This is a genomic window from Intrasporangium sp., assembly GCF_036566125.1.
Classification (GTDB): domain Bacteria; phylum Actinomycetota; class Actinomycetes; order Actinomycetales; family Dermatophilaceae; genus Intrasporangium.
Map to the genome: position 1 here is coordinate 1 of NZ_DATCWX010000053.1, position 13,507 is coordinate 13,507.

The following is a 13,507-nucleotide window of genomic DNA, read 5'->3' on the forward strand; positions in this document are numbered from 1 at the left end:
GGACGAACGACCCGCCGCCGGTCGGCTGGCGATCCAGCTCCTCGAGCTGGTCCTCACCCATCCCCCCGCGGGTGCGCAGCAGCGGGACAGCCTCGTCCTGCACTGGCTCCTTACCGCCGCGGCCGCCGGGCGACGCGTGCCCCACTCGCTCCTGCCCACCGTCCTCGACCTCGCCACGACGTCCCGACGCCTCCGCGGGCCCACCGCAGCGGTGCTCGACCGTCGGGGTGCGTGGCTCGCCGCGCAACGCCCGGACTGGCTGTGGGTTGCCGACGCACTGTCGGGTGTCGTCGCGACGTCTGCGGCCGCTGAGCACACGGACGTCGACTGGGCCCGACTCCCCTCCTCCGAGCGGCTCCCCGTCCTCACGGTCGTGCGCGCCGACGACCCAGCCCGGGCGCGCGCCCTCGTCGAGTCGACGTGGCCGTCCGACAGCGCCCGGGACCGAGCGGCCCATCTCGGAGCGCTGCGCGTCGGTCTCGGCCCGGAGGATGAGGCGCTGCTCGAGCGTGCGCTCGACGACCGGGCGGCCACGGTCCGTGAAGCAGCGGCCGTGCTCCTCGACGGGCTCCCCGGCTCGGCCCGCGCCGGGCGGATGGCGGAACGGCTCCGGCCCCTCATCCAGACCAAGGGCGTGCTCAAGCGCAGCCTCGAGGTGACCCTCCCCGATGCCCCCGACGCCACAGGCCGGCGAGACGGGCTCGGCAAGCCACCGGGGCGCCGGTCAGTACGAGGCTGGTGGCTCGAGCGCATCTGCGCCGGCGCACCGCTCGACCTGTGGACGGACGTGACCGGTTGGGACCCGGCCACGATCGTGAGCCGGCTGTCCGACGCGGACGCACTCAGCGGCATACGGCAGGCTGTCCGCCTGCGGCGAGACCCGCTGTGGGCAGCCGCTGTACTGACGCGCGTGTGGGATCCGGAGCTCGTCCCGGCGTTGCCGGCCGCCGAGCGCGAAACCGTCGTGCTGGCCCGGTTGACAACCGACAAGAGCGCCTCCGTGGCCGGACTTCTTGCGGCCGTGCCGCCGCCGTGGTCGGCTGAGTTCAGCCTCGCCGTGTTGGCCCGGCTCGCGACGCTGAAGGCACCGAGCGTGCACCTGCCGCAGGCCATGCCGCAGCTCCTCGCGGGGCTGCACCGGGACGCCCTTCCGGCCCTCGAGGCGTGGCTCGCGCGGGCTCGCAACGAATCCTCGGTGGCCACCCACCTGCGCAACCTGCTCCAGTTCCATTCCGTCAAGCGATCGATCAGCGAGGCCTTCGGATGAGCGAATCACCCACCACGACAACGGTTCTGCGCGCGCACGCGGAAGATGCGAATTCCGCCGAGCTCGCCGCCCTCGTGGCCGTGGACGACCGGCCGCGACCACCACGCTGGCGGCTGTCCCCGTGGGCGGTCACGACCTACCTGCTCGGCGGGACGCTCGACGACGGCACCGAGATCACACCGAAGTACCTCGGCTCGCGACGCCTCATGGAGGTGGCGGTGGCATCCCTCGCCACTGATCGCGCGCTGCTGCTCCTGGGCATACCCGGCACGGCGAAGACGTGGGTCAGCGAGCACCTCGCCGCCGCCATCAGCGGGGACTCGACCCTCGTCGTGCAGGGCACCGCCGGGACACCGGAGGAGGCGCTGCGGTACGGGTGGAACTATGCGCGGCTGCTCGCGGAGGGCCCAACGCGAGCAGCGCTCGTGCCGAGCCCGGTGATGCGCGCCATGGACCTGGGCTCACTCGTGCGGATCGAGGAGCTGACCCGGATCCCGGCAGACGTGCAGGACGCGCTCATCACCATCCTCTCGGAGAAACACCTGCCCATCCCCGAGCTCGACGAGGAGGTGATGGCGCAGAAGGGTTTCAACGTCATCGCCACCGCGAACAACCGCGACAAGGGGGTCAATGACCTGTCCTCCGCGCTCAAGCGACGGTTCAACACCGTCGTGCTGCCCCTGCCCGACACGCTCGACCAGGAGGTTGAGATCGTCCGGACCCGCGTCGCCGCCCTGGGCCGCAGCCTCGAGCTGCCGGATGGTTTGGAGTCGCTAGCAGAGATCCAGCGCGTCGTCACGGTCTTCCGGGAACTCCGATCGGGTGTCACCGCCGACCAGCGCACGACGGTCAAGTCGCCGTCGGCGACCCTGTCGACCGCGGAGGCGATCTCTGTCATGACCAATGGCGCAGCCCTGGCGGCGCACTTCGGTGACGGCGTCGTGCGGGCCGACGACGTGGCCGCCGGTCTGGTCGGCGCCATCGTCAAGGACCCGGTCCAGGACCGGATCGTCTGGCAGGAGTACCTCGAGACCGTGGTCAAGGACCGGCGCGAGTGGGCCGACCTCTACCGGGCGTGCCGCGAGCTGGCATGACCGTCGAAGTCCTCGGGGTGCGGCACCACGGCCCGGGCTCGGCCCGGACCGTGCTTGGCGCACTGGAGGAACTCGCCCCGGACCGGATCGTCATCGAGGGGCCGCCGGAGCTCGATGCCCTCGTTCCGCTGGCCGGTGACCCGGACCTCGTCCCACCCGTCGCGGGGCTCGTCTATGCCGTGGACACCCCGCGGCTGTCGTCCTTCTACCCCTTTGCGGTCTTCTCCCCCGAGTGGGTCGCGCTGCGCTGGGCCATCGAACGCGGGATCACCGTCGGCTTTGCCGATCTTCCTGCGACCCATGCGCTGGCCCTCTCGCCCGAGCCCGCAGCGGATCGAGCTGAGCGGGCCGACCCGCTCACCCTGCTGTCGAGGACAGCTGGCTACGACGATCCCGAGCGGTGGTGGGAGGACGTCATCGAGCACCGGAGGTCATCGAGTCTCGAGCAGTTCCGACAGTTGACCACCGCGATGGCGGAGGTCCGGGCATCCGACGGACGCCACGACGACCTCGAGAACGCGCGGCGCGAGGCCTCCATGCGCAAGGTGATTCGCCGGGCACAACGCGACGGTGCCGCGCGCATCGCCGTCGTCTGCGGGGCATATCACGCCCCCGCGCTCGACCCATCGGCGTTCCCCACGGTCAGCAGCGACAACGCGCTGCTCGCCAAGCTGCCCAAGGTCAAGGTCGCCGCGACCTGGGTGCCCTGGTCGGCGGCCAAGCTCGCCTACACCTCGGGCTACGGGGCCGGCGTGCGCTCGCCCGGCTGGTACCGGCACTTGTTCGTCACGCCGGAGGAGTCCGTCGTGCCGTCGTGGTTCGTCCGGGTGGCCCGCGCCCTGCGCGACGAGCGCCTCGACGCCTCGACCGCATCGGTCGTCGAGGCGACCCGGCTCGCAGAGGCCCTGGCCGCCGTTCGGGGCAGGCCCTCGGTCGGGCTGAGCGAGCTGACCGATGCCACGCGAGCAACCCTCACCGAGGGCTCGGACCTCCCGCTTCGGCTCATCGACCGCACCCTCGTCGTCGGCGAGGAGCTCGGTCAGGTCCCGGACTCGACGCCGATGGTGCCGCTCGCCGCAGACCTCGCGCGGCAACAGCGGTCCCTGCGGCTGAAACCCAACACCACGGCGACGGTCGTCGAGCTCGACCTCCGGCGCGAGGCGCAGCTGGCCCGATCGGTCCTGCTCCACCGTCTGGCGCTCCTCGGCATCGACTGGGGCGAGCGCATCGACACCGGCCGCACGACCGGCACCTTCAAGGAGGCCTGGCAGCTCGAGTGGTACCCCGAGCTCGCAGTCGCGGTCATCGAGGCGAGTCTCTATGGCAACACCGTCGCCTCGGCGACCGAGGCCAGGGTCGCCGAGCTGGCCGAGCAGTCGACCGACCTCGCCGCCCTGGGTCGGCTCATCGAGCAGTGCCTCCAGGCTGACCTCCCCACCGCGCTTCGGTCAGTCGTGGCGACGCTCGCCGATCGCACGGCCCGCCAGCACGACACCGTCGCCTTGCTCGGCACCGTCGAGCCGCTGGCACGCACGTGCCGCTACGGCGATGTCCGGGGGGTCGATGTCGCGGAGGTGGCGCACGTCCTGGCCACTGTCGTTGTCCGGGCCTCCGTCGGATTGCGTGCCGCCTGCGCCAGCCTCGACGACGACGGCGCGGAGGCGATGCGGGCCGCGATCGAGGCCGCTCACCGCGGCGTGGCCCTCATGGACGACCTTCAGCTGCGCACGCCGTGGCACCGGGCCGTGGCCGCGGTCGCAGCCGACGACCGGATCCATGGGGCCGTGTCCGGGCGCGCCAACCGGCTGCTCCTGGATGTCGGTGAGATCGACCAGTCGACCGCGGCCACGCGCCTGTCGAGACACCTGTCCCAAGCTGTGCCCGGGCCGGCTGCGGCGTCGTGGCTCGACGGCTTCCTTGCCGGCGAGGCCCTCTTGTTGCTCCACAGCGATGAGCTGCTCGCGATCGTCGACGAGTGGCTCGCCTCGGTGGCGGACGAGGCCTTCGAGGACCTCCTGCCCCTCCTGCGACGGACGTTCTCCCGGTACCAGCCGAGCGAGCGGCGCCAGATCGGGGCCCACCTCACGTCGCTGGGCAGCGGGCGCCGGCCTCGGCCGGAGCAGTCCCACGACCTCGACCTCGAGCGCGCGGCCCCAGCCGTCGAAGCGGTCGCTCGGCTCCTTGGCCTGGAGGTGACCGCGTGACCCATCAGCGTGACCGGCTCACCCGCTGGCGGCTGGTGCTCGGCGGCGACGCTGCCGACGGAATTGGCGAGGCCGCGAGCCTGGGCGCAGACGACCTGCGTCGCGACGAGGCGCTTCGCCAGCTCTACGACGGCGAGCGCCGTGGCGGTCTGGGAGCCTCGGCCCCCCGGGTCGCGCGCTGGCTCGGCGACATCCGCGGCTACTTCCCCTCCTCGGTCGTCCAGGTGATGCAGGCCGACGCCATGGACCGGCTGGGCCTGACCCAGCTGCTCCTCGAGCCCGAGCTCCTCGAGGCGGTCCAGCCGGACATCAACCTGGTGACCACCCTCGTCGGCCTCGGCCGGATCATCCCGGAGCGGTCCAAGGCGACGGCCCGGGCTGTCGTCCGGGCGGTGACTGACCAGCTGGAGGAGCGGCTGCGCGCCGAGACCGTCCAAGCCGTCACCGGGGCGTTGAACCGCGCAGCCCGGACCCGTCGGCCGCGGCAGTCGGACATCGACTGGAACCGCACCATCGCCGCGAATCTCAAGCACTACCAACCGGATCACCGGACGGTCATCCCGGAACGGCTGGTCGGACACGCACGCCGCGCCCAGCGCGTCGAGCGCCACATCATCCTGTGCATCGACCAGTCGGGTTCGATGGCGGAGTCCGTCGTCTACTCCAGTGTCTTCGGCGCCGTGCTTGCATCGCTCCGATCCGTCTCCACCCGGCTCGTCGTCTTCGACACCCAGGTCGTCGACCTGACCGAGGAGCTCGACGACCCGGTGGAGGTGCTCTTCGGCGTCCAGCTCGGCGGCGGCACGGACATCAACCAGGCCCTGGCCTACTGCGAGGGCCTCATCACGCAGCCGAACGAGACGATCCTCGTGCTCATCAGCGACCTCTACGAGGGCGGGATCGCCGAAGAGATGCTGCGCCGGGCCGCAGCCATTACGGGTGCCGGCGCGACGATGATCGCCCTGCTGGCCCTGAGCGACTCAGGCCGGCCCAGCTACGACGCGGACCATGCGGCCGCGCTCGCCGCCGTCGGAGTGCCGACCTTTGCCTGCACGCCGGACCAGTTCCCGCACCTCATGGCCACGGCCATCGAGCGCCGCGACATCGCGGCCTGGGCGGCAGCCAACGACATCGTGACGACACATGGCGACGAGGACTGAGCGCCAGAGCGCCGGGGCTCGGGTTCAGCCCTCGGTGATCTGTCGGACCACGTCCTGCGCGTGAAGATGGTCCGGCAGGGAGATGTGCAGCCGCGTAACCGCAACGGCACTCGGCACCCGTACCGCAGAGATCGCCTGGTCATTGATCCTCAGCACGAGGCGTCCGCTGTCACCCTTGTCGACCACCTGTCTGGAAGCCTCGAGGAACGCTGTCGCTCCCTCCGGGTCGAACACCACGTCGACCGCCGCACTGCCGTCGGCAGCAGGGGTGGCCGTGACGACTCCAGCCCGAGTGAACTCGGATGGGGTGACGACGTGCTCGTCGCCGACTGCTTGGCACTCGGGTCCGGAACCCGGCGTACACGTCACGCGCCCAAGGCAAGCATCACGCCGGCCACTCCGGCGAGGTCGCGCAGCTTGCCGCTCTTCGCGAGGTTCGGGTCGGTGCTCAGTGCCATCGCTCACTGACTTTGCGTCGAGCCTGAGCCGGCTTGATGTCGAGGTGGAGGCGCAGCCCCGGGCCGAGCTCGGTGGCGACCTGTTCGCTCCCGACGAACCCAACGGCCGTATAGAAGGCGACCGCGTGCGGGTTGGCCGTGACCCACAAGCGCTGGTGCCCAGACTTGCCCACCGCCTGAACGGCGTCCTCGATGAGTCGGCGTGCGACACCTCGTCGTTGCCACTGGGGGTCGACAAACGCATCTTCGAGCTCGGGCTCGCCGTCGTGTCCCACGGTCACCGTGGCGAAGCCAAGGATCGCTCCCCTGTCCTCGACGCCGGCCACCGCCACGCGAGTGCGGCCCTGGACGACGCCCTCGCCCGCGAAGTGGAGGAACTCGGGCCGAGCCAGCAACAACGGAGCATCCCCGGGATTGGACAGAGAGGCGGACCGGTAGATCCGCTGGAGCTCGAGCAGATCGGCCGGGACTGCCGTGCGGATGGTGCTGACAGGGTCCTCGACGCCGCTCAACGGGGGCACACCCATCCGCCGACGCGCTCGGAAAGGGGGCGACTGCACTGATCGTCAGGCAGTGACCGATTCATAGCAGCTGCAAGGAAAGCCGCAAGCACCACGGCGAAGACGACACCAATGACCTTTGCCCGGCGCGGGATCCGCATCATCGGTCCAGTGTGCCCTCAGTGAGGCTCAGGCGTGACCGCTGAGCTGCGCCAGGCGCGCCGCGAGGGCGTCCACCATGGCGCTGGCGCGCCTGGTCGGCATCGGCGACTTGCGGTCGCCGCCCTGACTGGACACCGGGAGCACGTCAATCGAGAGCTTCGCGCCGCCCGCCAGGGCCCGCAGGGCGTCCACCTTGTCACCGAACGGCGACCCGCTGCCCGGCGAGTAGTAGTGCACCACCTCGTCCACTTCCTCGGGGTAGAGGTCGGTCTTGGTCACGGCTATGACGAGCCAGATCGGCTTGTGACGACGTACCGCCATCGAGGCGATCCGGTGCGAGGTGATCGTCCAGTCCTCAAGCTCGGCGGCGAGCTGCTCCTCGCGGGTCGCGGTCGCCGTACCGGTAGTGCCTGCGGTTCGTCGTGGTGTGGCGTAGCCGTTCGCAACCACATGGATCACCCCGTCGACCGGCTCGTCATGGAAGACCTCGTCGAGCGCACCGAGCCGCGTCGCCGCGTTGTCGCCCGGCACCACCAGGAACCGGAAGCCCTGCAGCCGCGGCGAGCGGCGGGTCCGACGCTCCATCACCGCCGAGCCCACCTCGGCCACGCCGTCGCCGGAGGCGCGCCGCGTGAGCCGGTCAACGAGCTGGCTCTTGCCGACGCCGGTCATTCCCGTCACGGCCACCATGGGGAAGCGGTGCCGGAACAGCCGGCTCATCCGCTCAGGCGCCGACGCGAGACCGGTCAGCACACCGCCGGCGAGGGTCGCGCCCAAGGCGGTGCGACTCGAACTCGGCAGAATCGTCCGTAGTCGAAATGGTGTGTGAGACACAGAGCCTCCTCGGCGTGCGAATCAAGAGCCTATGGCACACCGAGCCTACGTTCCGTCGGTCACTGTCCGGGCACTCCGGTGACGGTGGTCCGAACCGCCACGGAAGCGCGGACCCCACGACGGCTCCCCTGGCGGGCAGGACCTCGCCGACCTACGAGTTGCCCTCATCGGCGGTGTGTCCTTCACCGATGCGTTGGTACACGGTGTCACGCGGGAGGGGGCGACGAGTGGACGCGGCGCACCTCATGGGGCCAGCCGCACGCCTCCGCGATTCTGCCCGCCCACATCGTGGCGGCCTCTTCGTCGGGCACGTCCACCACCGCGAACCCGCCCAGGAACTCCTTGGTCTCGACATACGGCCCATCGGTGATCAGCACCGAGCCACCGGTCGGAGCGGCGCTGTAGACCCGGCCGTCCTCCTCCTCCAGCCCCCCGGCGAACACGTACACCGGCCGCCTTCATCTCGTTCACGACCGCCATCGCGAGCGGCCCACGCCCGCGGAACCACCGCGGTGTGGTCACCCACCCACTGCTGGTTGAAATACAGGAGGTACTCGGCCACGACTGCTCCTTTTGCTCGGGCGGACCCATCCGGTCCGCGTCACACCTACCCACGAACGGCGCCGGCGTCCTGGGTCCTGTGGTTCACGCGTCGCGGTGGCGCAGAGCCGCCCAAGCGCCGATGCCGGAGGCGACCGCCCAACAGATGACGACCCCCATGGCGGTCAACGGGCCAAAGGGGTCAGTCGGTCGGCTCTCGAGCCTGAGAGCTGTGGCTCCAGCGCGATCGGGCAGGAACGCCGCGGCCTCTTGGACCACCGGTACGAGTTCGAGGAGCGGCGAAAGGAGGAAGAAGAAGGGGACCAGGAGGCCGATTGCGCCGGCCTGGTTGCGGATGAGCATCGCAATGTTCATGCACAGCACGGTGAGCAGGGTGACATAGAGAACTGCCGCCACCGCTGAACGCAGCATCGCAGGCTCCGTGACAGGAACCGCTGTCGGCCCGAGAACGGCTCGCGCGGTGAGGAGAGTCAGCGGCACCGCAAAAGCCGAAGCCAGGAGCACGAGGACGGCGCCTACACCGAGCTTGGCGGCGAGGAAGGCAGCGCGTTTGGGCACTGCTACGAGCGAGGCGTGGATGGTGTGCCGGTTGTACTCGCCAGCGGTCAGGAGTACCGCCAGCACGATCACGGCCACGTGTCCGAAGTTGAGGCCGTAGAAGGCCACAGTGCTGGGGTCGTAGTCGGGTTGCCGCGCCTCAACGTCCCCGATCGACGCGACGACGGCGATACCGATGCCGGCCACGCCCACGACGAAGATGGCCAGGCACAGCCAGATGGATCGCAGGCTCGTGGCCTTGATCCATTCCGCCCGCAGCGCTGGTGCCAGGACTGTCCTCATGCGACTCTTCCCTTCCGTTCGATGGCGGGATCGGTGAGCTCGAGGAAGGCGTCCTCCAGTGAGTGCGTCGCCGTGCTGAGCTCGGTCAGCGGTACGCCGTGCTGTGCGGCGAGCGCACCGATTCGCTCGGCGTCCATACCGCTGGCGCGCAGGCCCCCATCCTCTTCGGTGACGGCGGCGCCGGCGGCGCTGAGGACGTCGCGCAGGTGCCGAGTTCGAGATGTCCGGACTCGAACCTGGATTCCCGCGTGCTCGGCGACAAAGTCGCTCAGGGGCATGTCGGCCAGCAACCGGCCGGCCCCCAAGACCAGCACGTGGTGGACGGTCCGCTCGACCTCACCCATCAGGTGGCTCGACACCAGGACGGTACGTCCTTGATCGGCCAGCTCGCGCAGGAAGGCGCGCAGCCACCGGATGCCTTCGGCGTCGAGACCGTTGACGGGTTCGTCGAGGAGCAGGACCTGGGGGTCGCCGAGGAGCGCTGCGGCCATACCTAGTCGCTGGCGCATGCCGAGGGAGAAGCCATTGACCCGATGGTGGGCGACGTGACTCAGCCCCACGAGCTCGAGCACCTCGCGGATGCGGCCGTCACCGATGCTGTTGCTGGCCGCCAGCCACCGGAGGTGCTGACGCGCAGTGCGCCCCGGATGCGCGGCGCTACTGTCGAGCAGGGCGCCGACGGTCCGCAGTGGGAAAGGCAGGTCGGCGTAGGGTCGCCCTCCGATGACCGCTGTACCGATGGTCGGCTGGTCCAGGCCGAGCAGCATCCGCAGCGTGGTGGACTTGCCTGCCCCATTGCGACCGAGCAGTGCCGTGACGGTGCCGGCCGGAACCGTGAAGGTCAGATCATCGACGGCCGTCACCGGTCCGTACTTCTTCGTCAGCCCGCGCACCTCGATGGTTGGTTCGTGCATGGCACCACACTGGGGCGACTCGGCCTGCTGCGCCTCCCTCGCGCGTCCCGACCTTCTCCCTCGCCAGCGTGATGCGCCAGCGGTCGTTGAGAACCGATAATCCCCATATGTCCACATGGTGGAAACCGGTGACTGAGCGGTCCACCTGGTTGCGTGCTGTTCACCTGGCCGTGGGGGCGGGGTTCGCGGTGGTCTGTGCTTTGGTCTCCCCGGGCCTGCAGGACATGTCGCCGGAGACGCTGTCGGGACTCCACATCGCACCGTTGCCGCCGCTGCTGCTGCTCGCCTGCGTCCCCGCGGTCCGCCGCAGCGAGGGTGTGCAGGCCCGGGCTCTGCTGCTGTCTGATGACGACGACGTTGCCGTGGACTCGAGTCAAACCTGGGGTGACCGGGGCCGGCTGTTCGCCTGGCTCGTTGTGCGAGTTGAGCTGGGCGTACTCGCGGCGGAGTTGACCGCGCTGGGTGTGGGCGCGGCCTGGTCACTGCTGGGCGGTACCTCGCCGAGCTCGGCTCCGCGGTGGGCAGCGCTTCCGCTGGCCGCGGGCCTGTTCCTGGTCTGGGTCTACAGCATCGCGGCAGTCGGTGCGCTGGCCGCGGTGATCGCGCGACTGCTGCTACATCCGTCCACGGCCGAACGCTTGCGGGCACAGGAGGAGCGAACGGCACAGTTGCTGGAGCGAACCCGGCTGGCGGCCGAGCTCCACGATTCCATCGGGCACGCGCTCACCATCACGCTGTTGCAGGCGGCTGCGGCTCGCGACGTCGCCGACCGTGATCGAGCCTTCGTCGACCGCGCTCTGGTAGCGATCGAGGACAGCGCCCGGCAAGCCGCCGAGGACCTCGAACGCGTGCTGGCACTCATCCGTGACTCGTCGCCGTCTGCCGCCGCCCCGACGCTCGTGGACGTGGGCGGGCTCGTCCGTTCGGTCGAAGCGGCCGGCGCAACAGTCGACCTGCGGTTGCCGGACGATCTTGGCGATCTTCCGACAGAGGTGTCACGAGAGGCGTACCGCATCGTGCAGGAGGCCCTCACCAACGTGCTGCGCCACGCCGGCCCGGTGCCGATCCAATTGGGCATCGACACTGACGGCGAGGAGTTGCGGATCGCAGTCCGTAACCCCGTGCCTGCCACTGCAGCCCAGGGGGAAGGCCGCGGTATCCCCGGGTTGCACGAGCGCGTCGCCGTCCTCGGCGGCACTGCACACGTCGGCTCCTCGGGCAGCGAGTGGCGGGTGGAAGTCTTGCTCCCATCGAGGTACCCGGCATGACCGTCAGGGTCCTGCTGGTCGATGACGAGGAGCTCGTCCGCAGTGGCCTGCGCGCGTTGCTCACCGCCCGCGACGACATCGAGGTCGTGGGAGAGGCACCCGACGGCGCGGTGCTGGTGCCACTGGTGACTCGGCTGCGCCCCGACGTCGTCGTCATGGACATACGGATGCCCCTCGTCGACGGCATCCAGGCCACGCTCGACCTGCGCAGGCGACTGACGGATCCTCCGCGCATCCTCATCGTGACCACGTTCGGCGAGGACGAGAACGTCTATGCCGCCTTGCAGGCTGGCGCCGACGGATTCGTGCCGAAACGTGCGCCCTCCGCCGAGATCGTGGACGCCGTGCGAATCGTCGCTCGCGGCGAGAGCCTGCTCTTCCCGGCGGCGATCCGGTCCCTCGCCGCGCACTACATGTCCGGGGCAACAGCGCGACGAGCCGCGCCGACCAACCTCACCGGTCGCGAACGGGAGATACTGCAACTCATGGCCCGCGGACTGTCGAACGACGAGATCGCCGCCGAGCTGTACCTCGGTCTCCAAACCGTCAAGAGCCACGTCAGCAGCCTCCTGCGCAAGCTCAACGTCCGAGACCGTACCCAGGCCGTCATCGCCGCGTACGAAGCTGGCCTCGTCCAGTTCCCCTGATCCCACGACAAGTACGCACAGGCAGCCCTTGGGTTCGTCCGTGCCGGCCCGATCTACTCGGTCTCCGAGGACCACAGTGCCCTGTCGGGCGCTGGAAGGGATCGACCTCAGTCAGTTCTTGTCAGGTCCTCGGCGAGCATCACGATGAACCGAGAAGGCCACGCGGTGCATGCCTATCTCGTTGGGCCGGGTGGGCTCCGTCTCGATCGCGTCGGGGTGGATGTACTCGAAGAGCTCGAGGCGACCGTTCCCGTCTGGCGTTTGGAGCATGGCGATCTTGGCGTGGTTGCCGTCCAGGCCGACCGCGGTGTCGGTCCACTCTCCACTGACCGTGTCACGGCCCACGACTGTGAGCCCGAGGTCGGTGAAGAAGGCGATCGTTTCTTCGAGGTCGCGGACAGCGATCCCGACGTTCTCGAGTTTGATGGACACGCGCGGCACGCTACCGAGTCAGCGCGAGGAGTCAGTTGTGTACCCCCGCTTGGGCGGGACGGCGAAGGCGCCGGAGCGATCTCACCTTCGGCGCCATGCTGGGCAAACTCCCACCCATCCCATCCTTCGCCGGCAATCGGTGTCGTCAGTCCTCGACGACGGCCGTCTGGGAAGCCCGCCGCACGTCAAAGGTCGGTATGCCGCAGTGCCGGCTCAGCGGCATACGCCCACCTGCTGGTCGTGGCTGGGGCTGCCGCTTTCGCCGAGCGAAACGTACAGTCGAGAGGTGGCACGTCTCCCCGTCCCACCCGAGGTGCCCGTCGCCGTGGATCCCGGCGACCCGGAGGAACGTGTCGTCAAACCCTCGGAAGTCGCCTGGCTCCGGCGCCTCAGTCGCAGGACGTGGATCGCGGTCGTGGCGGTGCTCGTGGTCGCAGGGATCGCCGCGTTCGTCGCACTGCGCGATCCCGGACCTCCTCCGCTGACCCAACGGGACGTCGACGCGCGCGTGACGGTTGGTCTCAACGCCCAGGCCGAGGAGGAGGCCAGGGCACCCGCCGAGGGGACGGTCGCCTACGCGGCGATCCAGCCGTCCCTCGTCCTCATCACGACACGGGGGTCCAACGCGGAGGGTGAGTTCGGCGGCACGGGCGCCGGCGTCATCGTCAACGCCACGGGCACGGTCCTCACCGCGCTGCACGTCGTCGAGGACGCTGACTCGATCACCGTCGCCTACACCGACGGCACGAGCTCACCGGCCACCATCGCCTCCACGGACCCCGACAACGACATGGCCGCGCTCACGCCCAAGACCCTCCCCAAGACCGTGGTGCCCGCCGTCCTGGGTGGCCGGGTGCAGGTCGGCACCCCTGTCTACGCCGTCGGACATCCACTCGGGCTGCCGGGATCCCTCTCGGCGGGCGTCGTGTCCGCACTCGACCGCGACGTCCGCGTCGACGGAGGCCGCCGCCTCGAGCACCTCATCCAGATCGATGCCGCGGTCAACCCGGGCAACTCCGGAGGTCCGCTCCTCAACGGTGCCGGCCAGGTCGTCGGCATCGTCACCGGCCTGGCCAACCCGACCAACGAGAGCCTCTTCGTCGGGATCGGCTTCGCCGTCCCCATCGCCACCGCCGGCGGCGCCGTCGGCGGGCCCCCACGCTGAC

At 70.0% G+C, this 13,507-nt stretch carries 13 protein-coding genes and 1 pseudogene; 7 read left to right on the top strand and 7 right to left on the bottom strand.

Annotation, left to right across the window (positions count from 1 at the left end; all coding sequences use genetic code 11):
* The 4 genes from VIR15_RS03130 to VIR15_RS03145 form a co-directional block, all read left to right on the top strand.
* On the top strand, positions 1-1,267 hold a 1,267-nt coding region (locus VIR15_RS03130), incomplete at its 5' end, for a DUF5691 domain-containing protein (RefSeq protein WP_331926014.1).
* Positions 1,264-2,361 (top strand): ATP-binding protein, encoded by a 1,098-nt coding sequence (locus tag VIR15_RS03135; RefSeq protein ID WP_331926015.1) that lies wholly within the window; start codon positions 1,264-1,266, stop codon positions 2,359-2,361. The genes VIR15_RS03130 and VIR15_RS03135, both read left to right, overlap by 4 nt.
* Positions 2,358-4,565: a DUF5682 family protein gene (locus VIR15_RS03140; RefSeq protein WP_331926016.1), complete on the top strand. Its 2,208-nt coding sequence runs from the start codon at positions 2,358-2,360 to the stop codon at positions 4,563-4,565. The genes VIR15_RS03135 and VIR15_RS03140 overlap by 4 nt, the downstream gene beginning before the upstream one ends.
* Positions 4,562-5,725, top strand: coding sequence for a VWA domain-containing protein (locus VIR15_RS03145; RefSeq protein WP_331926017.1), 1,164 nt, complete (start codon positions 4,562-4,564; stop codon positions 5,723-5,725). Before VIR15_RS03140 ends, VIR15_RS03145 begins: the two co-directional genes overlap by 4 nt.
* A 24-nt stretch (positions 5,726-5,749) precedes the next feature.
* Here VIR15_RS03145 and VIR15_RS03150 read toward each other — a convergent pair whose 3' ends face one another.
* The 6 genes from VIR15_RS03150 to VIR15_RS03175 form a co-directional block, all read right to left on the bottom strand.
* Entirely contained in the window at positions 5,750-6,094 is a 345-nt protein-coding gene (locus tag VIR15_RS03150) for a hypothetical protein (RefSeq protein ID WP_331926018.1), read from the bottom strand.
* A gap of 79 nt (positions 6,095-6,173) precedes the next feature.
* Positions 6,174-6,710, bottom strand: coding sequence for a GNAT family N-acetyltransferase (locus VIR15_RS03155; RefSeq protein WP_331926019.1), 537 nt, complete (start codon positions 6,708-6,710; stop codon positions 6,174-6,176).
* Positions 6,711-6,872: 162 nt separating this feature from the next.
* The gene (locus VIR15_RS03160; RefSeq protein WP_331926020.1) at positions 6,873-7,622 is read right to left on the bottom strand and encodes a P-loop NTPase family protein; all 750 of its coding nucleotides are present in this window, start codon (positions 7,620-7,622) and stop codon (positions 6,873-6,875) included.
* Between the two features lie 263 nt (positions 7,623-7,885).
* Positions 7,886-8,128 carry a YciI family protein gene (locus VIR15_RS03165; RefSeq protein WP_331926021.1) on the bottom strand — a complete coding sequence of 81 codons (243 nt, stop codon included), beginning with the start codon at positions 8,126-8,128 and terminating at the stop codon, positions 7,886-7,888.
* A 196-nt stretch (positions 8,129-8,324) separates the two neighbouring features.
* Positions 8,325-9,080, bottom strand: a complete 756-nt coding sequence (locus VIR15_RS03170) for an ABC transporter permease (protein ID WP_331926022.1) — start codon at positions 9,078-9,080, stop codon at positions 8,325-8,327.
* A complete protein-coding gene (locus VIR15_RS03175) occupies positions 9,077-9,994 on the bottom strand; it encodes an ABC transporter ATP-binding protein (RefSeq protein ID WP_331926023.1) in 918 nt (305 codons plus the stop codon). Before VIR15_RS03175 ends, VIR15_RS03170 begins: the two co-directional genes overlap by 4 nt.
* A 128-nt stretch (positions 9,995-10,122) precedes the next feature.
* On the opposite strand from VIR15_RS03175, the gene VIR15_RS03180 reads away from it, so the two are divergent.
* Both VIR15_RS03180 and VIR15_RS03185 read left to right on the top strand, forming a co-directional pair.
* Entirely contained in the window at positions 10,123-11,262 is a 1,140-nt protein-coding gene (locus VIR15_RS03180; RefSeq protein WP_331926024.1) for a sensor histidine kinase, read from the top strand.
* Complete coding sequence (locus VIR15_RS03185; protein ID WP_331926025.1) at positions 11,259-11,909, top strand: response regulator transcription factor; 651 nt, start codon at positions 11,259-11,261, stop codon at positions 11,907-11,909. Before VIR15_RS03180 ends, VIR15_RS03185 begins: the two co-directional genes overlap by 4 nt.
* 147 nt (positions 11,910-12,056) lie before the next feature.
* Here VIR15_RS03185 and VIR15_RS03190 read toward each other — a convergent pair.
* A pseudogene (locus VIR15_RS03190) lies at positions 12,057-12,341 on the bottom strand (VOC family protein); the annotation flags it as partial.
* Positions 12,342-12,627: 286 nt separating this feature from the next.
* Between VIR15_RS03190 and VIR15_RS03195 the strand changes: the two are divergent.
* The gene (locus VIR15_RS03195; RefSeq protein WP_331926026.1) at positions 12,628-13,506 is read left to right on the top strand and encodes a S1C family serine protease; all 879 of its coding nucleotides are present in this window, start codon (positions 12,628-12,630) and stop codon (positions 13,504-13,506) included.
* The last annotated feature ends 1 nt before the right edge of the window (position 13,507 follow it).

Bases quoted from the DNA above. Each gene is read 5' to 3' on its own strand.
- VIR15_RS03135 (WP_331926015.1), top strand. From the start codon at position 1,264: ATGAGCGAATCACCCACCACGACAACGGTTCTGCGCGCGCACGCGGAA.
- VIR15_RS03140 (WP_331926016.1), top strand. From the start codon at position 2,358: ATGACCGTCGAAGTCCTCGGGGTGCGGCACCACGGCCCGGGCTCGGCC.
- VIR15_RS03155 (WP_331926019.1), bottom strand. From the start codon at position 6,710: ATGGGTGTGCCCCCGTTGAGCGGCGTCGAGGACCCTGTCAGCACCATC.
- VIR15_RS03170 (WP_331926022.1), bottom strand. From the start codon at position 9,080: ATGAGGACAGTCCTGGCACCAGCGCTGCGGGCGGAATGGATCAAGGCC.
- VIR15_RS03175 (WP_331926023.1), bottom strand. From the start codon at position 9,994: ATGCACGAACCAACCATCGAGGTGCGCGGGCTGACGAAGAAGTACGGA.
- VIR15_RS03185 (WP_331926025.1), top strand. From the start codon at position 11,259: ATGACCGTCAGGGTCCTGCTGGTCGATGACGAGGAGCTCGTCCGCAGT.